Raw genomic sequence first — 25,381 nt, 5'->3', positions numbered from 1 at the left:
TCGTCGCTCAGGCCGTCCGGAGGCCATCGGAAGTCAGCTGGTGGGACCGCCCATCACCGGCAAAACGGCTCCGGAGATATAGCTGGCGCAAGAAGGCGCTGCCAGGAATACATAGGCCGGCGCGACTTCTTCGGGCTGGGCCGGTCTTTCCATGACGCTGGATTTGCCGAACTTCCGAATCTGCTCGCGCGTCTGGTCGGCAGGGTTGAGCGGGGTCCACACGGGCCCCGGCGCGACGGCGTTGACCCTGATACCGCGTTTGACCATGTTCAGCGCGAGCGCCTTGGTGAAGGCGTGGATGCCGCCCTTCGTCATCGAATAATCCAGCAACTTGTCGTTGCCGAACAGGCCGGTCTCCGAGCCCGTATTGATGATCGAGCATCCGCTGCCAAGGTGCGGCGAGGCTGCGCGGGCCATATGGAAATATCCATAAAGATTGGTGCGCAAGGTTTCGTCGAAATGCGCGTCGGTGATGTCCTCGATGGACTCCACGTGTTCCTGGAATGCCGCGTTGTTGACGAGCACCGACAGTTTGCCAAAGGCCTTTACCGTCTGTTCCACCGCTTGCCGGCAGAACGCGGGATCGCGGACGTCGCCGCGGATCAGCAGGCAACGCCGGCCTTCGCCCTCCACGTGATCACGCGTCTCCTGCGCATCCACATCTTCGCTCAGGTATACGATCGCAACGTCGGCTCCTTCGCGCGCGAACAACACCGCGACTGCGCGGCCGATACCGGAGTCGCCGCCTGTGATCAACGCGCTCATCCCGGCGAGCTTGCCGCTGCCGACATAGCTGGGGGCCAGAAACTGTGGGCGAGGATCAAGGTCGCTTTCGATGCCGGGTTTGCGATGATGCTGCGCTGGCAAGGGGTTGGACGGCCTGACCTCATCCGATGTCGGTTTGCCGGATGACTTCTTGCCCTGACGTTCCCTTTTTTTGGTCAAGCGTTCGGCGGCGGCCTGAATCGCACGCTGGCGTTCCTGTGTGGCTCCCGCTGACGTGCTGGAAGAAGTCGATTTGGTGGCGGATTTTGCTTTCCTGGATGTGGCCATGCGTGGACTCCGATTCGTGCCGTGGCACCCTACGACCGGCTGCGTCGGTTGAAAGTGAAGTCTCCGACGAATTCTTTGACAACGTCTCCACATCGCTCGGTCGATAGTCCGCGAACTTGACAAGCGCTCCGGGAGCAAGGCCATGCCAGAAAAGAAAACGCGCGCCGCTGCCGCCAAAGACAAGAAGCAGGGCAAATCGGCGTCTACCCAGGCTGGTGAGTACGTCCAAGAGGAGATCGAGCACGTGCGGGAAGGCAAGCACGGTGCGCGATCGACCAAACAGGCCATCGCGATTGGCTTGTCCAAGGCCAGGCGCGATGGCGTCGACGTGAAGCCCGGCAAGACGGCGAGCAAGTCGACGAAAAAGAAGGCCGCACAGGACAAGAAGGCCTCGCATGATCGCCACAAGCCGTCGTCCACGCGGTCCAAGGCAACCAAAAAGGCGCTGAACAAGGAAGGGCACACCGCCGCGTCCAAATCGTCCCTGTCGAAACATGCGAAGAAGTCGGCAAGTGAGCGAACTGCGGCTTCACGTTCGGCGGCCGCCAAAAAGGCCGCGCAAACCAAGGGCGCCGCAGGGCGCTCGGCGGCAGCGAAGAAGGCCGCGCGTACCAGGGCACGCAACCAGTCCTGATAGCCATCACGAGGCACCGGAGATCGCACCCATGGCTCGTCCCATCTGGACTGGAACCCTTTCTTTCGGGCTGCTCAACGTACCGGTGTCGTTGATGTCCGGGCAGCGCAGCGTCGACCTGCACTTTCGCATGCTCGACAGCCGCAGCAACACGCCGGTCCGCTACGAGCGTGTGAACGCGGAGACCGGCGAAGAGGTGCCCTGGAAGGAAATCGTCAAGGCGTTCGAATATGCCAAGGGCAGCTACGTCGTGCTGGAGCCGGACGACATAAAAGCCGCTTCTTCCGAAGGGCGCGAGGCGGTAGAGGTGGAGGCGTTCGTCGATGCCGATGCGATAGGACCCGAATACTTCGAGAAGCCGTACATCCTGGTGCCGGGAAAGAAGGCGGAGAAGGGTTACGTACTATTGCGTGAAACGCTCAAGCGCACCGGCAAGATAGGCATTGCGCGAGTCGTCATACGCACTCGCGAGTACTTGTCGGCAGTGATGCCGCACGACGATGCGCTCATGCTGCTGTTGTTGCGCTACCCGCAGGAGCTGATCGACGCCGACGATTACAAGATTCCGCAAGGCACCGCATCGCAATTCCGCATCTCGGCAAAGGAAATCGAGATGGCGGAACAGCTGATCAAATCCATGAGCAGCGAATGGAAGCCGGGCGACTATCGCGACGAGTTCCGCGAGCGCCTGCGCAAGGTGATCGAGAAGCGCATGAAGTCCCAGGGCGTGGTGTCGCCGGCAGCTGAGGATGATACCGAGATTCCCGAGAACGCAAGCACCAACGTGGTGGACTTCATGGCACTGCTGAAACAAAGCCTGGACAGCAACAAGCGTACTCCAGCCAAGAAGGCCGCGGCGAAGTCCTCGACCGCAAAGAAGTCGAAAACCTCCAAGTCATCGGCTTCCTCTGGCACGAAAAAGAGTTCCGCCGGGAAAGCCTCAAAAGCAAAGGCTGCGCGCAAGACGGGTTGACCGCCAGCGGTGTCACGCGAAGCGGACCGCCAGATCAGCTGGCGTCGTGGCGATGCAGGACTTCTTTCACCACGCAATCCGGGTGCCGCAGGCGCAATTGGACTGAGCGGGAGGAGAGGTGCACCGAATGGATATGTTTGAGATGAGTTTGCCTTGGTGGATGTTTATCCTGCGCGGTGTTGTCGCGTATATCGGCCTGCTGGTGCTGTTGCGCTGCACGGGAAAGCATAGTCTGGGTGAGCTGTCGCCATTCGACATGCTGGTGCTCGTTTTCGTGGGCAGCATGATGCGCACGGCGATCCTGGGCGACGATCACTCGCTGATTGGCCCGTTCATTGCGGTTGCATCAATTTTCGGCCTGGACAAGATTCTGGCGGTCTTGTCCGCGCGTTCGCGGCGATTCAACCGGCTTCTCGAAGGGGTGCCATCGTTGCTGGCCAGCGGAGGCAGGGCCATGCCGGATGCATTGCGCCAGCATTCGATACCCCAGGAAGCGTTCGAGCGCGCATTGCGCACGCATGGCGTGCGTAATGTCGACGAGGTGGAGGAGGCCCGATTGGAACCAAACGGCACCATAACCATCATCAAGCGGTCGTCCAAACCCTAGGTGTCGCGGCTCGCGATTGCCTTGGCAGGGCACGAGGCGTCGACGTACACACTCGAGAGGGTCGGCGCCTCTCAAAAGTAGAGTTGAGCCCGTACTTCGAATACTTGCGGATCCACTGGTGCAAGGTAAGCATTGACCGGACTGTGGTCCGCGCGGGCGCGAACGTAATCAGCCTGCAATTTCAGATGCTCTCCCAGATACCAGTTTGCGCCGAGGGTCCAGTCATGCTGGCGACCGCCGCGGACAACGCCGTCCTGCAGGGAGAGTTCGCTGTAGCGAATCGCGAGTTCCACGGCACCGTAGCGATGCGCCGGCCTGGTGTTGACGAAGTAGCTGTCCTTGTAAACGCGCGACTCGCCGGTAAGCATCCAGGAGCCGAACAGGTAGTAGCCGCTTCCTCCGAAATCTGGAAGGTTATTCGTGCGATGGACGCGCACCTGCAGATATTCGCCTTGCGTGTAGAACGGACCATGCATCACGCCAATTTCCAGGCCCGCGCGGTCGACGGAATGGCTATCAGGCATCTTGCCGGTGTCGACGAGAGTGGTTTGAGTCAAGCCGGCTTCGGGCGGGCTGCTGAATTGGGCAACGCGATTTTCCGGAAGCTCCCGCGAGGCAGATATGCCCAGGTGCACCGTATCTGTCTGCGTCTTGACAGGCGCATAAACCACGCGACCGGAATAGCCGTGCCCGTCATGTTGGCCATCCAGATCGCCTCCGGAGTAGTACGCAGCGGACAACAACCAGTGCGGTATCTTGTCGTAACTCCAATCGACCCCGAGTCGGCGATCTTCATAGATCGCCGCCACCGGCAACGAGGGTTCCAGGAAAGTCGCGGCAGTGGCGCTTTCGGTCGACTCCCAACCGACCTGGGTCTTGAACTGACCGACGCGGAAGTCGCCCGCCTTCGGCGAGCTGTACTTGAGGTAGTTATCTGTCCAGCTTGCCGACCAGTCGTAGCCCAGATCCACCTCGAACCCGTTGGGCGCCTTGATGTATGCGTCGAGCTCCTTGCGTCGCCAGGCATGCGCGTCCTCGAACAGCGGTGTGCCTGTCGCGGGATCAAGAACATCTCCAGAGAAGTCGTTGAGGTCGTATTGGTAAAGTCCGTTGAGGCCGTATTCATATCCGGCGCTCGTGGTGGTCTTGGTGGGCCAGTCGCCGAGCAGATCCGCGGCGCATGCTTGTGACACGCAACCCCATGCGATCAGTCCCAAAACGATCCCATGCCACTTCATTGCCAAGCCCTCCCGATAGCCGTTTGCCCCGTGTGATCACTCGCTGCCTTTCTTTCGAAGGTTCGTGCGCATCTTCGCCACGTCTGCCGCGGATACCGTACTGGCGTGATTGCCCCACGCGTTGCGGATGTAACTGACGACCGCAGCGACTTGCGCATCGTCGAGCTTTTCGTTGAATGCGGGCATCCTGAGTCCGGTGGGTTTGGTCTCCGTCGCGGCAATTCCCGCACCGCCGAGCACCACTCGTATCATCGTTTCCGGTTTGGCGGCCTGCACCGCGGAACTTCCTTTCAACTCCGGAAACACCTGCGGCTGGCCCTGTCCACCATCCATGTGACAGCCGGCGCAGTCATCGACATAAACGGCAGCCCCGAGAGATCGCGTGTTGTTGTCCAGATCGCTCGAGTCTGCTTTCGACTCCGGCGCGGGCATGTCCTTCAGAAAGCTGGCGATGGCATTCAAGTCCGCGTCTGACAGGTACTGCGTCGAATGGGCAATGACTTCGGCCATTGCGCCCGCCGCTGCCGTCTTGTCGTTGGAACCGGTCTTGAGGTATTCGACGATCTCCGGTGCCGTCCAGCCGCCCAGCCCGTCACGCAAGCCACCCGCCAGACTTGGCGCGAAAGACCCTACCAGCAGGCCGCCATGGAGCGGTTTGCCGGTGGGTGCGCCGGCGAAGTTCGGGTCGGTGTGGCAGGCGCCACAATGTCCGACGCCCTCGACCAGATAGGCGCCGCGGTTCCACTGGTCCGATTTGTGCGGGTCGCGAGCGAACGTGCCCTCGTTGAAATACATCTTGTTCCATACCCCCATGACGCTTCGATCGGACATCGGCCACGGCAACTCTGGTTTGCGGTCGACCTGACGCACCGGTTTGAGCGTGTCCAGATAGGCCTTGATGGCGCGCACATCGTCCGGGGTGACCCGCGTGTACCAGAGGTAGGGCATGGCGGGGTACAGGTGATCTTTCTGGCGATCGAGCCCCCGGTGCATCGCGCGATAGAAGTCCGTCTCGCTCCATTTGCCGATGCCGGTGTCGTTGTCCGGGGTGATGTTGGTGGAGTAGATGATGCCGAACGGTGTCAGTACAGGCCGCCCGCCGGCGAACGGCTCGCCACCATCGGCCGTGTGGCAGTACGCACAGTCACCGGCGCGCACCAGGTAGCGACCGCGCTGCACCGTTGAAAACCCCGGGGCGTCGTGTGCTGGCAGGATCGTGCCGGCCCAGTCCGCACGCGTGACAGCGTTGTCGTGGTGGCACGCGGAGAGTGTGATTCCTGTCGTCGCGACTATCGCGGCCGCAAACCATCGAGTTACGGATTTCATGCGCATGCCTTCCATAACGGCGGACCCTGGCCTCAGGCCTGTACCAGGGGCCCCGGATTCTTGATGTACAGGTTCTTGATGGCGTCGGCGGCCCAGAAGGCCAGCGCGCCTACCGTGCCGGTGGGGTTGTAGCCGGCGTTCTGCGGAAACACGCTGGAGCCCACCACGAATACGTTGGGCACATCCCACGACTGCAGGTAGCGGTTGACCACGCTGGTTTTCGGATCGTCGCCCATGGCCGTGCCGCCGGTGTTGTGGGTGGTCTGGTACGGGATGATCGAGTAGTGACCCTTGCGTGGTTTTGCGTGGTACGAGCGTGGTTTCATCGCCTTGGCGATCAAGGTGGCCTTGTCGGTGAGGAAGTCCGACATGTCGTGTTCGTTCTTGTGGAAGTCGAACGTCATGCGCAACAGCGGGTTGCCGTAGCTGTCGCGATAGGTCGGATCAAGGTCCAGATAGGAGTCGCGATAGCTCATCACGCTGCCATGCGTGGCGATGCTGGCGGCCTTCAGATAGTTTTCCTGCATGCCCTTCTTCCAGCCGGCGCCCCACTTCGGGGTGTCCTCGGGAAGATAATGCTGCAGGATCGGGCGGCCGCCGGTGCTCCACAGCGCGATATAGCCACCGCCGACGAAACCCAGCGGACCGTGATCGAAGTTGTCGCCATTGAATTCGTCGATAGCCTGGCCAAGCGCACCGGCTCCCATGAACGGATTGAGGGTCTCGTTGGTGAATACGTCCACCGCCGAGGTGATCTGATATGCATAGTTGCGCCCGACCACACCGGTGTTGGCGATCGGGTCGTAGGGTTGTCCGATCTTTGACAGCAGGAGCATGTGCACATTGTGCTGGGCGAATGCACAGCTGATCACGAGCCGGGCCGGTTGCACGAATTCACGGCCTTGCGCGTCGACGTACGTGACGCCGGTGGCACGCTTGCCAGTCGAGTCCAGGTTGATGCGAGTTACTTCGCATTGGGTACGGTAGGAGAAGTTGCTCTTCTTCAGCAGCACCGGCAGGATCGTCGTCTGTGGGCTGGCCTTGGAATAGTTGCCACAGCCGAACCATTCGCAGTACCCGCAATAGGTACACGCCCCCATCTGCACGCCGTAGATGTTTTTGTACGGTTGCGAGGTGTTTGAAGCGGGACAGGGGAATGGCTTGAAACCGTTCTCTTTGGCGGCCTTGTCGAACAGCACGGTGGCAGCGCTGCGCTTGAGTGGCGGATTGGGGTACCCGCGCTGGCGCGGTCCCTCGAACGGGTTGCCGCCGGGCTGGATTTCCCCCTTGATGTTGCCGGCGTGCCCCGATACGCCATTGAGATAATCGAAGCGATCGTAGTGCGGCTCCAGGTCGTCGTAGGTGACGCCCCAATCCTGGATCGTCATGTTCTCCGGAATGAAGTCCTTGCCGTAGCGCTGTTCGTAGTGGCTGCGAATCTTGAAATCGCTGGGCAGGAATCTCCAATGCTGCCCGTTCCAGTGCACCGCCGCACCGCCGACACCCGCTGCGGGCAGGAACGAGCCGAGATGTCGCATCGGCAACGCGGTCTGGTCCATTGAATTGCGGAACGTCAGCGTTTCGCGCTCGGGCTCCTCGAACAAGCCGTTGCGCACGGCGTAACGCAGTTCATCCTGGATCGTTGTCGTTGAGAAATCCGGCACCGTGTCGCGAAATCCGCCGCGTTCCAGGGCCAGCACTTGCAGTCCTGCATCGGTGAGCTCCTGCGCGAGGATGGACGCGGTCAGGCCGAATCCGATCAGTACCACTTCCACTTCCGGCAGCTTGGTCGCCATCGTTCAACCCCCGTCGCGCTCAAGGTCACCGCGGCCCTTCAAGCCGACTACAGGCAGCGTGTAGGCCTTTCCGTACTGCTCGATCTGCGCGACATAGTTGTAGCGCGGCCCGGGAAAGCCGATGAGCTTCCAGCCAGCAAAATCGCGGTTGCCTCCATACATCGGGTCGGCCAGATACCCCTCCTGGGTGTTCTTCCACAACATCGTGAAGAACTCCTTCGACGGGGCGTCGGGCAGTTCGATATCTCCGCTCTCCAGACCATGCAACACCTCGTCTCGCGTTGCGGACGGCAGCTCATCGAAGCGCTTGCGGTATTTGTTCCGGCAATACGCCTCTATGTCACGGATCGCCGTGCGATACAGCTGCGCGGGACTGAGCTTGGATTGATAGCCCTGCTGCTTGGTGCCCTCCTTCCACGGACCGCGCATGTACCAGGTCTGGGCCATGCCGTACGGTCCACTCAACTGACGGTCGATGAAGGTGGTGACGCCGGCTCCCTTCGCGCCGGGGTGCTGGGCATCATCGGGGATCAACTGCTCCATCGCGGCGTCCAGGAAGCGCTTTTCGTCACTGCTGAGAAATTGCGGTCCGGGCCGATTGGCGGCGACGAGGTCCGCGTGAGGGGAGGGTTTGGTGCAGCCAAATAGTGCAGTTGCAGGAACCGCCAAGCCCACGGCCTGGAGGAAATGCCGACGCGAGGTAAGGGTGTCCATGTTCGCTCTTCTTTTTGCGATCGATTGGGTCACGACACGAGATCGAGCGGGAACCTAAACCTGAAATAGTCAACGAGTAGTGAAACCATTCGAAGTCATTCGGCGTCCGGACCAACACGAAGTCGTCCTATGGAGCGCCGTGTGTCCCCTGCACGCCGGATAGGCGTTTCACCACGCGGGCTGCGCGTAGATGCGACCCCTCCCGGGCACGTTTCATGGTGATGGGTGGCCGTGCGCAATCGCCGCGACGATGAACTCTGCTCGGTCGGCATTCTTGAAATCGATGGGTTGGATGCAAGGTCGTACACGAAACAAACATCTTCGCTTCACGACAGCGCGTGCACGTTCTCACGGAGGAAATGAAATCCTGGATGACAGAGCACGTCCGCTTTCACCGCGTCGGTTCTCCATGGGCGACTCATGGAACTGTCATTCGGGACGGAATGCCCAAAGCATCGGCGCACTTCGTCGGATTTCAATCATCAGTTGTCGCGAACACGGGAACGCCCATGAAAGACCGGTCGGAAGTCGTCGTCATTACTGGAGCATCTGCCGGTGTGGGTCGAGCCACGGCGAAGCGCTTTGCACGTGACGGAGCAAGCATTGCGTTGATTGCCCGCGGCAGCAAGGCGCTCGATGGAGCGGCGGAGGAGTTGCGCGAGACGGGTTGCAATGTGCTGGCAATTGCCGTGGATGTTTCGGATGCAGAGCAAGTCGAGGCAGCCGTCGAGCGCATCGAGCAGGAGCTGGGCCCGATCGACATCTGGATCAACGCGGCCATGGCAACGATCTTTGCGCCGGTCAGCGAGATCAGCGCCGCCGAATTCCGGCGTGCTACCGAGGTGACATACCTGGGCACCGTGCACTGCACGATGTCGGCACTCAAGCGCATGCGGTCGCGCGATCGCGGAAAAATCGTGCAGGTGGGCTCGGCGCTGGCGTATCGCGCCATTCCACTGCAGTCGGCGTATTGCGGCGCCAAGTTCGCGATTCGTGGTTTCACCGATGCGCTTCGGGTGGAGCTGATGCACGAGAAAAGCAAGGTCACTGTAACGATGGTGCAGCTGTCGGCGTTCAACACGCCACAGTTCCAATGGGGGCGCACCCGATTGCCACGCCGACCGCAGCCGGTACCGCCCATCTTCCAACCTGAGGTTGCGGCCGACGGCATCCATTACGCAGCACATCATCGGCGACGTGAGCTATGGGTCGGATTCCCCGCCGTGAAGGCGATCCTCGGCAATGGGCTGGTGCCGTGGCTGGCTGATCGAAAGCTCGCGAAGGCGGGCTACTCCGGGCAGATGGACGATCAACCCGTACCAGCAGATCGGCCAGATAACCTGTTCGAGGCTGTGGACCGGGATCTCGGCACCCACGGGCGTTTCGACGATCGCTCGCGCAGCTTCAGTCCGCAGTTGTGGGCGACTACGCATCGATGCGCCGTCGCGGCGGCGCTGATGGCGGCCGCATGGGTCATGACGCGGGCGATGCGGCCCGATCGGGGAAGCCGGCGTGACGGGCGGGGTAGCGACGAATGAACCTGATTGGCGCGGCGCGGGCCGCCGGACGGCCTCCTGCGCGGAGGAAAGATGGATGATGCAACCTCGACGCAGTGATACCACGACGCTATTCCTGCTGGGTGGGTTGGCTGTTGCTGCGGCTGCGCTGGGCCGGCGCAGGCCGACGGGTGTCTCGCGTCGGCCGTTGCCGAGGAATCCGAAGCAGCCGAAGAAGGTTCCGGTCGCCCGTCAGGAGCAGGTGCATATCACCTCGGCGCGCCGCTTCAACCACAGCTCGTCGCTGCTGGCGCTCTCGGTCCTCGCAGACAGCGGGATCGAGCACTACCGCGGATCGTTCGAGAACCCGGCGATGTACGTTCCGCTGGCGTCCGCCACGTTGTCCTTGTTTGCCGGCCTTCACGGCGGTCACGATCGGCGTTCCGCGGCGCATCCGGTGCGGCACGGCATTTACGCGTTCGCCTGTCTGGCTGGTCTGGCGGGCACCGGGTTTCACCTTTACAACGTGACCAAACGAGTCGGCGGCTGGAGCTGGAACAACTTGTTCTACGGGGCGCCGCTGGGCGCGCCGACGGCGCTGCTGCTGTCCGGGGGTCTGGGCGCGATCGGAGAGCGCCTGCGCGACCAGCCTGCCGAAGAGCCGCGACTGCTCGGCATGCCGGCGGGCCGCGCGCTGGCGCTGGCGGTCAGTGCCGGGTTGGTCGGTACGGTGGCCGAGGTAGGTTTGTTGCACTTCCGCGGCGCGTTCCAGCATCGGGCAATGTATGCGCCGGTACTCATCTCCCCGGTGACCGCGGTGCTGATGGCGGGGACGGCGCTGGCTCGGCCGCACGCGCGGCCGCTCACTCGCTGGTGGCTGAAACTGACTACATGGCTCGGTCTGATCGGCGTGGCCTTCCACGCCCGCGGCATCGCCCGTTGCCAAGGCGGCTGGCGCAACTGGAGCCAGAACATCCTGAGTGGTCCGCCGTTGCCGGCGCCACCGAGTTTCACTGCGCTGGCGCTGGCCGGTCTGGCCGCACTCCGATTGAGGCAAACCGAGAAATGAGCGAGAACGTTAGCCGCACGCGCTACCCCGGCTATGACGTACTGGCCAAGCGCGATACGCCTTCCTGGGATCCGATTACGCGCAAGGTCGTCGACGCGCGCCTCGCCATACCGTTGCAACCGCGCTTCCTCGACCAGACGCAGTGGAGTGCTGCTGCCACGCTGTGCAACTGTGTCGTGGCACAGCCTGCGGATCGCCCGTCGGTGCCACTTGCGGCAATGCTCGATGCGCGGCTGTTCGAAAATCAGGGTGACGGCTGGCGCGATGCGCGATTGCCGCCGTTGCGGGAGGCCTGGCGTATCGGGCTGGCCGCGCTGGATGCAGAAAGCAGGTCAGCGCATGGCGTCTTGTTCTCGCAACTTGAACTGGATCACCAGATCGCGCTGGTCATTGCGATGCAGCGTGGCGAGCTGCATGATCCGGCGTGGCAGGACATGCCATGCGAGCTGTTCTTCAGCGAGCGCGTGCTGCATGACTTGTACGGCGCGTACTACTCCCACCCGGCGGCATGGAGCGAAATGGGATTCGGCGGCCCCGCGAACCCGCGCGGCTATGTACGCCTCTACAAGAATCGGCGCGACCCGTGGGAGGCAGTGGAAGCCGCACCCGACAGCACGGATCAAGAGCGTGCGCAGGTGGGCAAGGAGAATGCGCGTGTCCGCTGACGCCATGACACGGCCGCGTGGTGCGGGCGGCCGCGCACCCGATGTATTCCGCAAGCGCGGCTGGATGCCGATGCGGCAACACGAGCTCGACCAGGAGGTCGACTTTCTCATCGTGGGTACGGGGGCTGGCGGTGCCACCCTGGCGTGTCGCCTCGCCGAACAGGGTTTCAGCGTGGTCGCACTGGACGCAGGAGCCTGGTGGCGCCCGCTGGAGGAGTTTGCGTCCGACGAGGCTCACCAGCAAAAGCTGTATTGGAACGACGAACGCATCTGCGATGGGGAGAATCCGCTGAAGATGGGCAGCAACAACAGCGGCAAGGCGGTCGGGGGCAGCACGGTGCATTTCGCCATGGTCTCGCTGCGCTTCAGGCCGGAATGGTTCAAGAGTCGCAGCGTGCTCGGCTACGGTGCCGACTGGCCGGTTGACTGGCGCGAGATGTGGCACTACTACGACGAGGTCGAGCAGGCGTTGGCCATCGCCGGACCGGTGAACTACCCCTGGGGGCCGCCGCGCAAGCGCTACCCGTATCGTTCGCACGAGCTCAACGCCTCCGCCATGGTGCTGGCACGCGGTGCGGAAGCGATGGGCATTGCCTGGACACCGACGCCGCTGGCCACGGTGTCGGCTCCGCGTGGCAAGTCGCCGCCGTGCGTCTATCGCGGATTCTGCGTTGCCGGTTGCGCCACCAACGCCAAGCAGAGCGCGCTGGTGACGTGGATTCCTCGTGCGCTCAAGGCAGGTGCTGAAATTCGCGACCTTGCGATGGCCGGGCGCATCGAAACCAATGACGCCGGCCGCGCGGTAGGTGTGGAATATTTCCGCGATGGCGCATGGCGTTTCCAGCGTGCCCGCAACGTGGTGGTGGCAGGCTACGCCATCGAGACGCCGCGCCTGTTGCTGATGTCGGCCAATCATCGCTTTCCCGATGGCCTGGCCAACAGCTCCGGTCTGGTTGGCAAGAACCTGATGGTTCAGTCGAACCAGGCGGTATGGGGGGTGATGGAGGAGGAGGTGCGCAGCTACAAGGGGCCGCCCTCGCTTTCAATCAGCGAGCATTGGAACTATGAGGACAAGGGCAAGGACTTCTTCGGCGGTTATGCCTACATGAGTCAGGGCCCGCTGCCAGCGGGCTGGGCGTCGACATTGAATGGACGCGGCCTGTGGGGCGCCGATCTTGCCCGCGAGATGCAGAAATACAACCATCAGGCCGGCCTGAAGATCGTCGGGGAGACGTTGCCGCAGGAGCGCAACCGGGTCACCCTGGCTGATGAAAAGGACCAGTACGGATTGCCGATCACGCGCATCACCTACTCGTTCTGCGACAACGACAAGAGACTGATTGCCCATTCCCTGAACTTCATGGAGCAGGCGTTGGAAGCTGCTGGCGGCAAGGAGATCTGGCGCGAGGAAGACGATACCTGCCACCTCAACGGCACCGCGCGCATGGGCGCGGATCCGAGCACCAGCGTGGTCAATGCCGACTGCCGCAGCTGGGATATCCCGAATCTCTGGATTTGCGACGGATCGGTGTTTCCGACCGTGGGCGGTGTCAATCCTTCGTTGACGATCCAGGCAATCGCCTGCCGCACCGCCGACCGGATTGGCGTGCTTGCTTCTCGTGGCGAACTGTAGGCCGTTTTCACGACCCAGCCTGTGTCCATCGCGGGAGCCTAATCCGGCCGGTTCGTGATGGCACCCTCGTTCCGCGACCAACCCTGGCGGCGAGAGGGTGATACAGCGTGGGCGACTCGGTTTCCTTCGGCTCGGCTTCCGGACGCTCAGTCGATGCGTATTCGCTGATAGCGTGCCTTGGCGATCTGCGCCAGACCGAAGGCGATCAGCCCCGTCGCCATGGCGCCCAGCAACCAGGCGCCATAGGGTTGATGACGCAGCAACTGCAACGCTCCGGCGAGGCTGGCTGACTGGTTTGGTTCATCGCGCCACGCGGCGTGAATCAGGAAGGCGCCAATGAGCCCGAACAGCGCACCGCGGGCGGCATAGCCAAGCACCCGCAGCAGCAGGATCGGAACGCGCAATGGCGTGTCGGAGAGATCCATCCGCGAGTCCTTTTGCGGGCGGCAAGCCAGGATCCATTGCACCAGTGCGAACGCCACGATCCCGGCACCAATGCCGCCCACCAGCCAGCGACCACCCGGGAGCTGCAGCGCTACCGCGGTCAGGCGCTCTTGCGTCTGGCCACCGGTGCCGCCATGACCAAACCCCAGCAGCTGGAACCCCGCGATGCCCACCAGCCCACAGTGCAGTGCGGCACTCCACAGATGGTGGATACGCAGCACGAGCCGCCGGATACGCCATCGACCTTCCGTACATTCCGGGTCCAGAACGCTCAACACCAACTGCCACAGCACATAGGCGAGCAGACCCAACGCGAGGAGTGCGAGCATCACGTCTCCCAGTGGAAGCTTGGCGAGTTTTGACATGGCGCCGTTGGATCCACTGGGACGCTGCGTGGGGTCAAACGCGGCGGCCAATGCCAGGCCGCCGATCAACAGGTAGATCGTGCCTTCGGCCACGACACCGGCGCGAGCAAGCCACCGCAGCCAGGGAGCGGCGCGATGGCCTTCGTGTTCGTCCGTGGTGCTGTACATGACTTTGGGTGGCCTGGTTGACGCCCGGAAAGAATCCGGCAACGCCAGTAGCGATGGCGTGAGCGAGCGTTCGGAAAGCGTCCGGTCGCCCGCCGGTTCGCCTACAACTGCGCGCGCAGCAGTCTCGCCATTCGATTGACCGCGCGCTTCCACGGTGTCCAGCGCTCGACCTCGTCCAGCGTGACTTCGCGCGCGTGGGCAAGATCATCGTCAAACGCGCGATTCAATGTCTGCGTGAACGCACTGTCGTACACGACCAGTGCCTCCTCGTAATTCAGGGCAAACGAACGCGTATCGAAATTGGGCGAACCGATCAAGGCATAGGCGCCATCCACCGTCACCGTCTTGGTGTGGATCATGCTCGGTTGATACTCATGGATCGCCACACCCGCCAGTAACAGTCGCCGGTAGTACGTCTTGCTGGCGCGCGATACCAACTGCGTGTCGATATGTGGCCCGGGAACCAACAGCGTCACCCGCAAGCCACGTCTTGCCGCGGCAGCCAGTCCCAGATGCAGGCGGGGGTCAGGCACGAAGTACGGAGTGGTGATGCGAATCTCCCGGCAGGCGGCGCGAGAGAAAAGCCAGTACGTGAAAGCGATCGTCGAGATGCGTGTGCTTGGCGCCGCATCGATCGCCACGATGCGGGTGGGTCCGGCATCGGGCAGATCCGGAAACAATGCCGCGCCAACCAGCACTTCGCCAGTGGACTGACGCCAGTTCACCGCGAATGATCCTTGCAGGTAACGCACCGCCGGACCGCGCAGGCGGAAGTGGTCATCGCGCCAGTGATCCGGGTCCTGCGCGTGCCCGGTCCAGACCTCGGCAATGCCTACGCCACCGGTGAAACCCAGCTTCCCATCCACCACCATCACCTTGCGGTGCGTGCGATGGTTGAAGCGACCCAGGTTGTACCAGCGCAGTGGCCGGAACCAGGCAAACGTGCAGCCGGACCGCTTGAGCTCGTCGACCATCGTGCCGTCCATCCTGGCGCCGCCCATGGCATCCACCAGCAACCGCACCTGGATGCCGCGTCGAGCCGCCGCGATGAGCTCATCGGCAAACTGGCGCGCGATGTCGCCCTGCCAATAGATATAGGTCAGCAAATGGATCGAGTGCTGCGCCTCGCGTATGGCCTCGAGCATCGCGGGGAAGATCTCGTCGCCATTCAACAGCACGTCGATGGCATTGCCGTCCAGCAGAGGCGCATTGAGGTTGGCGGACAGTGCCCGTGCCGATTCCTGCGCATTCAGCGGCACATCTGATGACAGGTCGCGCGGCGCGATTTCGGACTGGTCGGGCACCAGCCAGTCGTAAAGCACCGCGCACAGCGCCACCGCGCCGATGGCAGCGAGGATGACCAGGTAAATCATGGCGGCGCATACCCCATGCCAGGAGCATCATGGATCGGCCGTGATCTTTCCGCGAAACGAGTCCGGGAGCCTCATGCGATCTGTCGGTCTCGAGATGGTGGCGTCAACCGTGCTGCCGCCGCGGAGTTGTGGCGGCCACGCTTCCCGTCATGACCTGCGCCGCTGAGCCATTCGCTCCGAATGCATCTCGCATCGACGCCGATTTTTCCGCTGCCAACTCACTGGCACTTCACCCGACACGGAACAAGCTGAGCCACTCCCCACCCCCCGGAGTGACCCATGGCCACCAGGAAAAAGACCGCTCCGCGCTCAGGCGCAGGTGCAGGTGCAGAAAACTGCGCTGCCGACGAATCGCGCGGGAATGCCGACGAATTGCACCAGTTGGCCGGTGGAAAGCACCCGCCGATGACCACCAACCAGGGAGTGCCCGTCAGCGACGACCAGAACTCATTGCGACCTTTCCCGCGTGGGCCGACTCTGCTGGAAGACTTCATCCTGCGTGAAAAGATCACCCACTTCGATCACGAGCGCATCCCCGAGCGCATCGTGCATGCGCGTGGTTCCGCTGCGCACGGCTATTTCGAGCTGACTCGCTCGCTGAAGAAGTACACCACGGCAAAAATCCTCACCGAGGTGGGCAAGAAGACGCCGCTATTCACGCGCTTCTCCACCGTTGCCGGCGGCGCCGGCTCGATCGATACGCCGCGCGACGCGCGCGGCATCGCGGTGAAGATCTACACCAGCGAGGGCAATTGGGATCTGGTGGGCATCAATTTCGCACCGTTCTTCATCCAGGATGCCATGAAGTTTCCCGATCTGGTCCATGCGCTGAAAATGGAGCCGGACCGCGGTTATCCCCAGGCGGCCAGTGCGCACGACACGTTCTGGGATTTCGTCTCCCTGACGCCGGAGACGCTGCATGCAGTGACCTGGCTGATGTCCGACCGCGGCATTCCGCGCTCGCTGCGCATGATGGAAGGGTTCATGATCCACAGCTTCCGCCTGCTGGCTGCCGATGGCAGCAGCACATTCGTGAAGTTCCACTGGCGGCCGAAGCTGGGCGTGCAATCCACGGTGTGGGATGAAACCGTCAAAATCACGGGCGCCGATCCGGACTTCCATCGCCGCGACCTGTTCGAAGCAATCGAGCGCGGCGATTTCCCGGAATGGGAACTCGCGGTGCAGCTGTTCACCGAAGAAGAAGCGGACGATTTACCGTTTGACCATCTGGACCCCACCAAGCTGATACCCGAAGAACTGGTGCCGCTTACCGTGATCGGACGCATGGTGCTGGATCGCTGGCCCGACAATTTCTTCAGCGAGACCGAACAGGTGGCGTATTGCCCGTCGCATCTGGTGCCCGGCATCGACTTCTCCAATGATCCGCTGCTGCAAGGACGGCTGTTCTCCTACCTCGACACCCAGCTGTCACGTCTGGGTACGCCGAACTTCCATCAGCTGCCGATCAATGCCCCAAAGTGCCCGTTTGCCAACCTGCAGCGAGATGCGCAGACGCAGATGCAGTCACCGGCTGGTCGCGTGAGCTACGAACCCAACTCGCTCTCCCAGGACAGTCCGCGGGAAACGCCGCAAGGCTTTCCGCATGCGGCGGAGCCGTCGGCAACCGGCACCAAGGCCCGCATTCGCGCCGAGTCCTTCGCGGATCACTACAGCCAGGCACGCCGCTTCTATCGATCGCAGGTCAAGGCGGAACAGGCGCATATCGCCAGCGCATTCGTGTTCGAACTCTCCAAGGTGGCCACGGTGCACATACGCGAGGCCATGGTCGGTCACCTTCGCCATGTCGACGAGGATCTCGCTGCCCGCGTGGCCGATGGCCTCGCACTGTCGCCGATGCCACCGGCGCCGCCGGCGAAGGTGGCTGCGGCCGACCTGCCGCTGTCACCCGCGCTGCAGACTATCGGCAAGATGAAGGACACGCTGAAAGGCCGGTTGGTGGGCATCCTGATTCACGACGGTTCGGATGCAGCCACCATCAAGGCCTTGCGCAAGGCGGTCGAGGCGGCCGGCGCTGCCGTCCGGATCGTCGCGCCCAAGGTCGGTGGCGCCAAGTTGTCGGATGGGAAGATGATGGCGGCCGACGGTCAGCTTGCAGGTACGCCGTCGGTGTTCTTCGATGCGGTCGCGGTCGTGCTGAATGAGGCCGCTGCCAAGGAGCTTGTGGCGGAATCGGCAGCGCGGGACTTCGTCAGTGACGCATTTTCCCATCTCAAGGCCATCGCGGTGAGCGCCGGCGCACAGGCATTGACCAAGGTCTGCGGAGTGAAAAAGGATGCTGGCATCGTGGATGCCACGGATCCGAAGGCCTTCGTCGCCGCAGCCCGGACGCGACAATGGGCGCGAGAACCCAAGGTGCGGCTCCTGCCGTGAGGTGACAAGCAGGCGAGTCAATTCCGTTTCGTGCTTGCAGCGAGGTAGAAGTGAGCCTGGTAAGGCGTTCCGGTCCGGTGAGCGTGCTTGACCTGATTGCGGCGGTGTTGACCTCTACCGCGCTGCCGGCATGGGTCAACGCGCGCTTTCATCGTGTTCCGACCATTGTCGGGACCATGGTGCTGGCGATGTCGTGGCGAGCTGCGCCCCAGTAGGCGAGCTACCGTTCTGAAGGTCAGGTTTGACCGGTCGCGCAGCAAGAACATCGGTTCTTCACGTCCTTGTGCGCACCATGCGCAGACTGGCGTCACGCCATTGTTGCGGGCACGGTGCGCAAGGCATGGTTCGACCCGGGTGCGGCAGCGCAGGCGAATGAGGAGAGGTCCCATGCATTCATGTGATTGGCGCAATCCAGGCTTTGCGGGCGAAACTTCGTCGCCGTCGTCTCACCGACGAAACGAACCCAGGAGTCCACACCGAAACGGCCGGCTCGACGTGTCGAGTGGTCAATTCTCCGCCACGACCGACGACGTGCCCGTGTTTGACGGTGGGCGCAACCAGATAGGATTCATTCGCGCGCCGACCGCTCCGGGACAACGTCCGCCTACGCCCGCGGAGTGGATGAGTCATTGCATGAACGCTCCGGTCACCTGGTTCTCGGAGGAGCAGACTGGCGGGTTGAAATCCCACACTTGCCTGCGCAGAGTTCCCCTCGTGGGCAACGGCAAATTTGTATGTGGGGTGGTGGTTCTCTACACGAACCCTCGGCCGTAAGGCACTACGTGGCTCCGCTTGGCCGTCGGCGCCGCGGCGTGAGGTCGATCCGGCGAAGCTTGCGTGTCACGCCCCGCTCACGGCGAAACGACGCTGCTTGCATGTGGAAAAGATCATGCTTTGACTCCAGTAATCGGAGTGAGCCCATGCACTCAAACAAACTCGACGGACGGCGGGTCGCCATTGTCGCCACCGATGGTTTCGAACAATCCGAACTCACCGACCCCAAGCGGCTATTGGAAGACGCCGGGGCGCAGACCTTTGTCATCGCTCCGGCTGGTGCCAGCAGCATCAAGGGTTGGAGCGGCAAGGACTGGGGTAAATCCGTGAAAGTGGATCGAGCTCTGGAAGACGCCAAGGCGGACGACTACGACGCCTTGGTACTTCCCGGTCGCGTCATGAATCCGGACAAGCTGCGGCTGGAACCCGAGGCCATCGCCTTGATCAAGGCTTTCGGTGCTGCAGGCAAGCCGGTAGCGGCAATATGCCATGGCCCCTGGACCCTGATCGACGCCGGTTTGGTGAAGAATCGCCGCGTCACGTCATGGCCATCCCTGCGCAAGGATCTGGAGAATGCCGGCGGGCACTGGGAAGATCACGACGTGGTACGCGATGGCACGTTGATCACCAGCCGCAAGCCTGAAGACATACCCGCATTCACAGAAGCGCTTGTGGACGCACTGATGGTGGGAGCTGGCTGATCTTTCCCGGACAGGAAAGGACGGGCTTGGCTTCACGAACGGATCGCCCCGCGGCGACCAGCGGGGTTCTGAAGCAATTGTTCAGACAGGCCCCTGTAAACCGGCTGTCAGCATCTGCTGCATCGCATGGCTCAGCTGCCTCTGATCGTAAGGCTTCGTCAATCGAGGCATTTGCGTGAAACGCTCGGGGATATGGTCCTCGCTGGAACCGGTGGCCAACAGCGCGGGGATGTTGCTGTCGACAAGCCGGTCCAGGATCGGGGAGGCATCAAGGCCGTGCAGGTCCAGGTCCACCACAGCCAGGTCGAAGGAAGCGGCATTCACCACCAGCAATGCCTCGCTCAAACTGCCGCAGCAGTGGACAACGTGACAACCCAACCGGGTCAGCGCATCGGTCAAGGCTTCGGCAAGAAGGTAATCGTCTTCAAAAATGACCACGCGCGTCACTGTCGCCACGGCCCACCTCCCGGCTAGCTACGTCCATTGCTTGCCACCCGAACGCCCCCGCGGGAAGAATATCCGCGCACGCCCACTGACAGCAAGAGTCATGCGCGCGGAGATCGGCCGCCGACCATCGCCTGCAGCACTGCCAGCAACGCTGCGGCGCGATACGGCTTTTCCAGCAGGGCGCAATCGTCGTAGGCCGCCGGCAACTGTCGCCGACCGTAGCCGCTCAGTACGCATGCCGGTACGTTCTGTTGCGCCAGCAGCGGCAGCAATGGCTCGGTGGTGCCATGAGCCAGGCGATAGTCGATCGACGCCATGTCGGGGCGATGGGTGTTCAATAGCTCGATGGCGTCCGCAACCGTTGCAACCGGTCCAAGAAGGCGGTAGCCGTGTGTCTCGAGTACCATCTCCAGCGAGGTCGCGATCAACAGCTCGTCCTCCACTAGCAGCACCAGCGGTGGCGCAGCGCGTCCGGCACTCATGGGGTTCCACTGGGTGATTGGCGTGGCACATGCAGAGTGGCAATCACGCCGTCGACCGCGTAGTCGAGGTGGCATTGCGCATCCAGTTCGTAGGCGAGTTGGCGCTCGAGTAGTTGGCTGCCGAAGCCGCGGCGTCTGGGTGGCGACACCGGTGGTCCACCCCGTTCCTGCCAGCGCAAATGGAAAGACGAATCCGGCGGCGTGCCAATCGTCCAACTGACTCGTACGCGACCGTCCTGGTTGGACAAGGCGCCGTACTTGAGTGCGTTGGCAGCCAGCTCGTGCAACGCCAGGCACAGCGCCAATGCTTCGCGCGGAGTGAGTTTCAGCGCCGGACCGCACACCTCGAAGCGTTCGGAATCCGCGACGATGGTCAATTCCTCTCTAATCAGTGCACCCAGGTCCATATGTGACCAGTCATTCTCGGTCAACAGCTTGTAGGTGCAGGCCATGGCATGTAGGCGGCCCATGAATATGTCCAGAGTCTCGGGTGCCACGGCGCCGGCCAGTGTCTGCTGGCTGATCGCGCTGATCACGGCCAACATGTTCCGCACGCGATGGTTGAGTTCGCCGATCAACGTCTTCTGCAGGTCAATCTGGACCAGCGGACTTCCGTCGGCAAAGGTCACGACGACGCCGCCGCTTTCCTCGGAAATGCCGGTGTAGGGCGCTATTTTCATGAGGTAATGGCGATGTGCATCACTGCGCCTGACGCGCAGTTCGACCGGCTGCCCTTGCCGCAGGGCGCGTTCCAGTTCCGCACGCAGGTCCACGTCAGCCAACTTGTGCCTCAGATCGGTGATCAGGCGACCCGTGTCGGATGGAATAAGGTTGAAGATGTCGGTGGCCGCCTTGGTATAGCGCCGGATCGCCATGTGGCGGTCGAGAAAGATGATGGCAATGCCAATGCTCTCCAGCAAGTTGGCCAGATCCGCGTTGGATCGCGTGAGCGCCTCTCTGTGACGCGCCATTTCGGCGTTGACCGTGGTCAGCTCTTCGTTTGTCGATTGAAGCTCTTCCTTGGAGGTTTCAAGCTCCTCGTTGGATGATTGCAACTCCTCGTTGACGGACATCAGTTCCTCGGTCGATGCGCGCAACTCGCGTACCATGGATTCGGATTCGTCATAGCTGGATTGCAATTCCTCCCGCGATTCGTACAACCTGCGTTCGAGCAGCTCGATCATCCTTCGGCTTGCCTCATCTGCATCGTTCTGAGTTGGCACGGCCGCGCCGCAGTCTTTGAACAGCACCAGGTAAAGCGACGTCCCACCATGCTCGAACGGCTCGACCGTGACCTGGATGCGGCGCAGCTCGCGTCCTCGATCGAGCGTCACGTCCGGCAGCACAACCCTGGTCCGCGAGGCGGCGGCATCGTGCAAGCCGCGGCGCAGAGCCAGGCGCAATTCCTTGCGGGTGTTCTGCAACAAATCGCGACTGGGTGCCCCTGTCGCAAATTCCAGGTACGCCCCGGTGCGGCTGGAATGGAATAGCGCTTCCCCGCGCTCGTCGACCAGCACATGCGCCGGCGCATGTTCATTCAGCACATGCGCCTCGACTTGGCGCTGCAGTTCATTCCGGGCTGGCTGGGAACTCTTGGAGATCGATGGGCGAAGCGGTTTGGGCCGGTCGTGGGTGGGCAGCAGCGGCAATGTTACTGGCTCGTCCGTGTTTGGCGCGCGCTGAAAAACGCAGTGCGCCTTGTTGATCGATCGGAACAGCGTTTCGTTCTGGCCAGTCCCTTCAGCAGAGCCCAGAAACAGAAAGCCACCGGGCACCAGCGCATAGTGAAAAATCGGGAAGATGCGCTGCTGCAAATCTGGTGCGAGATAGATCATCAGGTTGCGGCATGACACCAGGTCGAGACGGGAAAACGGCGGGTCGCGCAGCACGTTGTGTGGTGAGAATGTACAAATATCGCGCAATCGAGGTTGTACCCGGAAGTGGTCATGAGCGTTCACGAAGAACTGTTGTCGGCGCGTCGCCGTCATCGAATCCAGCAGAACCGAGGGATAACGCCCCTTGCGCGCAATGGCCAAGGCATGCTCGTCAATGTCCGTGGCGAATACGCGCAGCGCCGGAGAGTGGCCGCCCAACTGGTTGGCGTATTCGAGTAGCAGTATGGCCAGTGAATACGCCTCCTCGCCGGTGGCGCAACCTGGTACCCAGACGCGCACTTCATCGCTTGCATGTTTGCCGTTGAAAAGAGTGGGGATGATCTGTTGCTCCAGGAATTCAAACGACTCCGTCTCGCGAAAGAAGCTGGTGACGCCGATCAACACGTCACGAAACAGCAGGGTAGCTTCGTCCGGCGTGTGCCTGAGGCAGTCGACGTAGGCATGCATCGAGTCCAGGCCGAGCACGCGCATCCGCCGTTGTGTCCGACGCAGGAAGGTACCGCTCTTGTAGCCGCTGAAATCATGACCGACCTGCTCCAACATCTATGCGCAGATTTGTTCGCGCATCGATTCCGTGGAATCGTCAGCCTCGTGCGTCGCGCGACCTTGCGTTTCCATCGACTTCACCGCGGAGAGCAGTCGCGGACCGATGTGTTCCAGCGAGAGCTGCAGGTCGACCGCATCGATTGCGATTGCGCTTTGCGGCATGTCGGAAAACTTTGGCTCGGTGCCATCTGCCACTTGGGCAATGGTCAGGCCACCCCGCTCTTTGATCGCTTTCAGGCCAAGCGCACCGTCGCTGCCGGAGCCCGAGAGCACCACGCCGATCGCCTTCTCGGAAAAATTTTGCGCCAACGAATCAAACAGGCTATCGATGACCTCCGACACAGACTCGTCCGGATTGACTCGGCTCAGTCGCAGGGTCTGCTTGCCGGCTGTCATGACCATGCCCGGCGGCAACACATAAACATGGTTGCGTTCGATCGGCATGCCGTGCGCGGCATGGCAGACGGGCATGTCCGTGCGCTGGGCGAGGATCTGAGGTAGGCAGCTGGCGCGACCTTCGGACACATGCATCGCAATCAGGAACGCCGCGCCGGAGCTGGACAATTCCCGGTTGAACAGCGCAGCCAAGGCGTCAACGCCGCCGGCAGAAGCGCCAATGCCGATGATCACGGCAGCTATACCACCGTTGTCGGAAATTCGAGTATCCGAATGGCCGGGGTCAGTCACGGTTTCGCGGTCCCCAAATCACCACGGGCAAGCACGAGCGCCAGTAGAAAATGCACCACCAATCAATACTCTACGGCAACTCTCCCAAGGCACGCTACTGCGCGGGGCGAAAAAGCTGCGCGAAGACCAGACCGGTGGTTCCTGGCGACGGCGGATCCGAGGCCGGCCTGGGGACCTGCACGATAAACCATCAACGAAAAGCGGCATCCCCGCGTGACTGAGGAATCAGCCGGCTATCCGCGTTTTGCCGCTCGTGGGCGGACATTCGTGTACCTGCTCCCTTGCCGCGAGGAGGACACGGTGAAAGTCGGATTTTCGCGAAACCCACTGCAGCGCCTGCACACCTTGCATCGGCGCTATTTCCATTTTTTCGATCTTGACCGGGCCCTGCTGGTGGAAGTGGACTATCTGCGCGACGCGCGCCGGATCGAACGCTTGCTGATCACCCGGTTGGCCGAGTACCGCACCCCGGCTCCCCTGGTGATCCGGGAAGCGGCGGCCGGACGCACGGAATGGTTTCGAGGCGTCGCGGACGAGGCAGGCCGGTTGATGCGAACGCTGGCCGCCGACGAGGGCCTGATGGTCCATGCGCCGCTGCGTCACTGGTTGCGCCAGCGGTTCAGCGAGCATGCGGACGCGCTGTACGATTACACGTCGAGGCTGCTGGAAGCGGTCGAGTACGAACAATTCAACGTCCCGCCCGACGAGCAGTCCGGGCACGCTGCATCCGCGATGCGGCATTTGCTGGATGCTTGCGAGGCGGTGCAGCTGGATCTGGACAAGCTCGTGCCTCGACCCGTGCTGACCTGGTACCGCCATTCATTGTTCGAGTGAATGATGGCTGTGATGTGATTTTGCCCTGAACGCCGTATTCACACGATGCGCATGACAGCTCCCGCAGACTGCGGCCGCGAATGGAGTAACGCATTCGCTCCAGGATTCTGCGCAAGGACTGCTCCCGGCCAGAAGCGCCGCCCTTGGTACTGAGGAATCGTCATGCTCTACTACGCCATCGTCTTTCTCATTATCGCCCTGATCGCCGGCTTCTTTGGCTTTTTCGGCGTGGCAGGCACCGCAGCTGTCATTGCGAAGGTGCTGTTCTTCCTTTTCATCATATTGTTCATCGCGTCCTTCTTCTTCGGCCGGGGGCGGCGCGTCTGAGGCGGCGCGTTTGGTTCATTATCCTGGCCGGCGGCAAGCCGCGTGCGCCAGCGAGTACTCTCGTGCCGCTGGTCACGCGCGGCTTCACCAAGGGCCGATCACTGCGCGCTTGAATCTTGACGGTGCGGACAGGGCAGATGAAACACCAATTGACAAGTGAAACTGCCGAACTCAAGACTTGGGTCGTCGTGCTTGACGAAGGCGACGAGGTGAGTGATTGTCTTCTGGATTTTGCGCGCTCACAACAGTTGAGCGGAGCACATTTCACGGCCATCGGCGCATTCCGGCGATCCGTTATCGGTTATTTCGAATGGGACAAGCGCGAATACCGAAAAAACGTGTTTGATCGGCAACTCGAAGTGGTTTCGCTGATCGGCGATGTGTCGCTCAAGGATGGCGATCCCAAACTGCACATGCATGCGGTACTTGGCTCCGACAACGGCAACGCGCTCGGCGGCCATTTGCTGGAGGGTCATGTTCAACCCACGCTGGAAGTCGTGATCACCGAAACTCCGGCACATCTCCGTCGGGAATATGACGATCATGCGGGCACCGCCTTGATCAAACTCGGTGGTCATTGACCGTGACGGTATCCGTGGCTTTCCGGTTTCGACGCACTTCTCTGCAGATGCCAATCTGCCGCTGATTGCGTGCAGCGTTGCCCAAGTGCAGTCCGCTGGTGGCGAAGCCGACGACAGGGTCTGGTTGGTGCAGCCGTTCAACAGCTGACTGCTCATCGAGGC

23 protein-coding genes and 1 pseudogene are annotated in these 25,381 nt (G+C 62.0%); 12 read left to right on the top strand and 12 right to left on the bottom strand.

Features of this window, described 5'->3' with window-relative positions:
- Nucleotides 1–33: 33 nt before the first annotated feature.
- Entirely contained in the window at nt 34–1,053 is a 1,020-nt protein-coding gene (locus AC0L58_RS10305) for an SDR family oxidoreductase (RefSeq protein WP_473683049.1), read from the bottom strand.
- Between the two features lie 142 nt (nt 1,054–1,195).
- Here AC0L58_RS10305 and AC0L58_RS10300 point away from each other — a divergent pair, with 142 nt between their 5' ends.
- From AC0L58_RS10300 to AC0L58_RS10290, 3 genes are all read left to right on the top strand, one after another.
- On the top strand, nt 1,196–1,687 hold the full coding sequence (locus AC0L58_RS10300; protein ID WP_473683047.1) for a DUF6496 domain-containing protein: 492 nt from the start codon (nt 1,196–1,198) through the stop codon (nt 1,685–1,687).
- A 31-nt stretch (nt 1,688–1,718) separates the two neighbouring features.
- Nucleotides 1,719–2,660: a non-homologous end joining protein Ku gene (ku, locus tag AC0L58_RS10295; RefSeq protein WP_473688696.1), complete on the top strand. Its 942-nt coding sequence runs from the start codon at nt 1,719–1,721 to the stop codon at nt 2,658–2,660.
- Nucleotides 2,661–2,787: 127 nt separating this feature from the next.
- Nucleotides 2,788–3,267 carry a DUF421 domain-containing protein gene (locus AC0L58_RS10290; RefSeq protein WP_473688694.1) on the top strand — a complete coding sequence of 160 codons (480 nt, stop codon included), beginning with the start codon at nt 2,788–2,790 and terminating at the stop codon, nt 3,265–3,267.
- Nucleotides 3,268–3,338: 71 nt separating this feature from the next.
- On the opposite strand, the gene AC0L58_RS10285 is transcribed toward AC0L58_RS10290, so the two are convergent.
- The 4 genes from AC0L58_RS10285 to AC0L58_RS10270 are packed head-to-tail and all read right to left on the bottom strand — an operon-like array spanning nt 3,339 to nt 8,341.
- Complete coding sequence (locus tag AC0L58_RS10285) at nt 3,339–4,505, bottom strand: OprO/OprP family phosphate-selective porin (protein WP_473683045.1); 1,167 nt, start codon at nt 4,503–4,505, stop codon at nt 3,339–3,341.
- A gap of 36 nt (nt 4,506–4,541) precedes the next feature.
- Nucleotides 4,542–5,831 (bottom strand): c-type cytochrome, encoded by a 1,290-nt coding sequence (locus tag AC0L58_RS10280; protein ID WP_473683043.1) that lies wholly within the window; start codon nt 5,829–5,831, stop codon nt 4,542–4,544.
- Nucleotides 5,832–5,863: 32 nt separating this feature from the next.
- The gene (locus AC0L58_RS10275; RefSeq protein ID WP_473683041.1) at nt 5,864–7,627 is read right to left on the bottom strand and encodes a GMC family oxidoreductase; all 1,764 of its coding nucleotides are present in this window, start codon (nt 7,625–7,627) and stop codon (nt 5,864–5,866) included.
- Between the two features lie 3 nt (nt 7,628–7,630).
- Nucleotides 7,631–8,341 carry a gluconate 2-dehydrogenase subunit 3 family protein gene (locus AC0L58_RS10270; RefSeq protein ID WP_473683039.1) on the bottom strand — a complete coding sequence of 237 codons (711 nt, stop codon included), beginning with the start codon at nt 8,339–8,341 and terminating at the stop codon, nt 7,631–7,633.
- A 359-nt stretch (nt 8,342–8,700) separates the two neighbouring features.
- Between AC0L58_RS10270 and AC0L58_RS10265 the strand changes: the two genes are divergently transcribed.
- From AC0L58_RS10265 to AC0L58_RS10250, 4 genes are read left to right on the top strand one after another with little or no spacing between them, the layout of a single operon-like run.
- Nucleotides 8,701–9,879, top strand: a complete 1,179-nt coding sequence (locus tag AC0L58_RS10265) for an SDR family oxidoreductase (RefSeq protein WP_473683037.1) — start codon at nt 8,701–8,703, stop codon at nt 9,877–9,879.
- Between the two features lie 55 nt (nt 9,880–9,934).
- Nucleotides 9,935–10,906 carry a hypothetical protein gene (locus AC0L58_RS10260; protein ID WP_473683035.1) on the top strand — a complete coding sequence of 324 codons (972 nt, stop codon included), beginning with the start codon at nt 9,935–9,937 and terminating at the stop codon, nt 10,904–10,906.
- Nucleotides 10,903–11,571, top strand: a complete 669-nt coding sequence (locus AC0L58_RS10255) for a gluconate 2-dehydrogenase subunit 3 family protein (RefSeq protein ID WP_473683033.1) — start codon at nt 10,903–10,905, stop codon at nt 11,569–11,571. The genes AC0L58_RS10260 and AC0L58_RS10255 overlap by 4 nt, the downstream gene beginning before the upstream one ends.
- The gene (locus tag AC0L58_RS10250; RefSeq protein WP_473683031.1) at nt 11,534–13,204 is read left to right on the top strand and encodes a GMC family oxidoreductase; all 1,671 of its coding nucleotides are present in this window, start codon (nt 11,534–11,536) and stop codon (nt 13,202–13,204) included. The genes AC0L58_RS10255 and AC0L58_RS10250 overlap by 38 nt, the downstream gene beginning before the upstream one ends.
- Nucleotides 13,205–13,350: 146 nt before the next feature.
- On the opposite strand, the gene AC0L58_RS10245 is transcribed toward AC0L58_RS10250, so the two are convergent.
- The gene (locus tag AC0L58_RS10245) at nt 13,351–14,181 is read right to left on the bottom strand and encodes a DUF1206 domain-containing protein (protein ID WP_473683029.1); all 831 of its coding nucleotides are present in this window, start codon (nt 14,179–14,181) and stop codon (nt 13,351–13,353) included.
- Nucleotides 14,182–14,282: 101 nt separating this feature from the next.
- Nucleotides 14,283–15,554: a phospholipase D-like domain-containing protein gene (locus AC0L58_RS10240; protein ID WP_473683027.1), complete on the bottom strand. Its 1,272-nt coding sequence runs from the start codon at nt 15,552–15,554 to the stop codon at nt 14,283–14,285.
- A 279-nt stretch (nt 15,555–15,833) separates the two neighbouring features.
- Between AC0L58_RS10240 and AC0L58_RS10235 the strand changes: the two genes are divergently transcribed.
- Both AC0L58_RS10235 and AC0L58_RS10230 read left to right on the top strand, forming a co-directional pair.
- Nucleotides 15,834–17,945: a catalase gene (locus AC0L58_RS10235; RefSeq protein ID WP_473683025.1), complete on the top strand. Its 2,112-nt coding sequence runs from the start codon at nt 15,834–15,836 to the stop codon at nt 17,943–17,945.
- Nucleotides 17,946–18,865: 920 nt separating this feature from the next.
- A complete protein-coding gene (locus tag AC0L58_RS10230) occupies nt 18,866–19,420 on the top strand; it encodes a type 1 glutamine amidotransferase domain-containing protein (RefSeq protein ID WP_473688692.1) in 555 nt (184 codons plus the stop codon).
- An 81-nt stretch (nt 19,421–19,501) separates the two neighbouring features.
- On the opposite strand, the gene AC0L58_RS10225 is transcribed toward AC0L58_RS10230, so the two are convergent.
- The 5 genes and pseudogenes from AC0L58_RS10225 to AC0L58_RS10205 form a co-directional block, all read right to left on the bottom strand.
- On the bottom strand, nt 19,502–19,876 hold the full coding sequence (locus AC0L58_RS10225; RefSeq protein WP_473683023.1) for a response regulator: 375 nt from the start codon (nt 19,874–19,876) through the stop codon (nt 19,502–19,504).
- An 89-nt stretch (nt 19,877–19,965) separates the two neighbouring features.
- Nucleotides 19,966–20,349, bottom strand: coding sequence for a response regulator (locus tag AC0L58_RS10220; protein WP_473683021.1), 384 nt, complete (start codon nt 20,347–20,349; stop codon nt 19,966–19,968).
- On the bottom strand, nt 20,346–22,628 hold the full coding sequence (locus AC0L58_RS10215) for a CheR family methyltransferase (protein WP_473688690.1): 2,283 nt from the start codon (nt 22,626–22,628) through the stop codon (nt 20,346–20,348). The genes AC0L58_RS10220 and AC0L58_RS10215 overlap by 4 nt, the downstream gene beginning before the upstream one ends.
- A gap of 42 nt (nt 22,629–22,670) precedes the next feature.
- Nucleotides 22,671–22,787 (bottom strand): annotated as a pseudogene (locus AC0L58_RS10210) (hypothetical protein); the annotation flags it as partial.
- Nucleotides 22,788–23,420, bottom strand: a complete 633-nt coding sequence (locus AC0L58_RS10205; protein ID WP_473683019.1) for a chemotaxis protein CheB — start codon at nt 23,418–23,420, stop codon at nt 22,788–22,790.
- Between the two features lie 270 nt (nt 23,421–23,690).
- Between AC0L58_RS10205 and AC0L58_RS10200 the strand changes: the two genes are divergently transcribed.
- The 3 genes from AC0L58_RS10200 to AC0L58_RS10190 all read left to right on the top strand — a co-directional run bounded on the left by AC0L58_RS10200 (nt 23,691) and on the right by AC0L58_RS10190 (nt 25,219).
- Nucleotides 23,691–24,311, top strand: coding sequence for a GIY-YIG nuclease family protein (locus AC0L58_RS10200; protein WP_473683017.1), 621 nt, complete (start codon nt 23,691–23,693; stop codon nt 24,309–24,311).
- 162 nt (nt 24,312–24,473) lie between these two features.
- The gene (locus tag AC0L58_RS10195) at nt 24,474–24,638 is read left to right on the top strand and encodes a DUF1328 family protein (protein WP_473683015.1); all 165 of its coding nucleotides are present in this window, start codon (nt 24,474–24,476) and stop codon (nt 24,636–24,638) included.
- 137 nt (nt 24,639–24,775) lie between these two features.
- Complete coding sequence (locus tag AC0L58_RS10190) at nt 24,776–25,219, top strand: PPC domain-containing DNA-binding protein (protein ID WP_473683013.1); 444 nt, start codon at nt 24,776–24,778, stop codon at nt 25,217–25,219.
- Nucleotides 25,220–25,381: the final 162 nt, after the last annotated feature.

The sequence above is a fragment of the Rhodanobacter sp. G2-10 genome, assembly GCF_055809185.1.
The sequence above is the reverse complement of the archived record's forward strand: the minus strand, read 5'-3'. Positions and strand labels throughout refer to the sequence as shown.

Coding starts and splice junctions, on each gene's coding strand:
- AC0L58_RS10305 (WP_473683049.1), bottom strand. CDS start 1,053: ATGGCCACATCCAGGAAAGCAAAATCCGCCACCAAATCGACTTCTTCC.
- AC0L58_RS10300 (WP_473683047.1), top strand. CDS start 1,196: ATGCCAGAAAAGAAAACGCGCGCCGCTGCCGCCAAAGACAAGAAGCAG.
- ku (WP_473688696.1), top strand. CDS start 1,719: ATGGCTCGTCCCATCTGGACTGGAACCCTTTCTTTCGGGCTGCTCAAC.
- AC0L58_RS10290 (WP_473688694.1), top strand. CDS start 2,788: ATGGATATGTTTGAGATGAGTTTGCCTTGGTGGATGTTTATCCTGCGC.
- AC0L58_RS10285 (WP_473683045.1), bottom strand. CDS start 4,505: ATGAAGTGGCATGGGATCGTTTTGGGACTGATCGCATGGGGTTGCGTG.
- AC0L58_RS10280 (WP_473683043.1), bottom strand. CDS start 5,831: ATGAAATCCGTAACTCGATGGTTTGCGGCCGCGATAGTCGCGACGACA.
- AC0L58_RS10275 (WP_473683041.1), bottom strand. CDS start 7,627: ATGGCGACCAAGCTGCCGGAAGTGGAAGTGGTACTGATCGGATTCGGC.
- AC0L58_RS10270 (WP_473683039.1), bottom strand. CDS start 8,341: ATGGACACCCTTACCTCGCGTCGGCATTTCCTCCAGGCCGTGGGCTTG.
- AC0L58_RS10265 (WP_473683037.1), top strand. CDS start 8,701: ATGAAATCCTGGATGACAGAGCACGTCCGCTTTCACCGCGTCGGTTCT.
- AC0L58_RS10260 (WP_473683035.1), top strand. CDS start 9,935: ATGATGCAACCTCGACGCAGTGATACCACGACGCTATTCCTGCTGGGT.
- AC0L58_RS10255 (WP_473683033.1), top strand. CDS start 10,903: ATGAGCGAGAACGTTAGCCGCACGCGCTACCCCGGCTATGACGTACTG.
- AC0L58_RS10245 (WP_473683029.1), bottom strand. CDS start 14,181: ATGTACAGCACCACGGACGAACACGAAGGCCATCGCGCCGCTCCCTGG.
- AC0L58_RS10240 (WP_473683027.1), bottom strand. CDS start 15,554: ATGATTTACCTGGTCATCCTCGCTGCCATCGGCGCGGTGGCGCTGTGC.
- AC0L58_RS10235 (WP_473683025.1), top strand. CDS start 15,834: ATGGCCACCAGGAAAAAGACCGCTCCGCGCTCAGGCGCAGGTGCAGGT.
- AC0L58_RS10230 (WP_473688692.1), top strand. CDS start 18,866: ATGCACTCAAACAAACTCGACGGACGGCGGGTCGCCATTGTCGCCACC.
- AC0L58_RS10220 (WP_473683021.1), bottom strand. CDS start 20,349: ATGAGTGCCGGACGCGCTGCGCCACCGCTGGTGCTGCTAGTGGAGGAC.
- AC0L58_RS10195 (WP_473683015.1), top strand. CDS start 24,474: ATGCTCTACTACGCCATCGTCTTTCTCATTATCGCCCTGATCGCCGGC.
- AC0L58_RS10190 (WP_473683013.1), top strand. CDS start 24,776: ATGAAACACCAATTGACAAGTGAAACTGCCGAACTCAAGACTTGGGTC.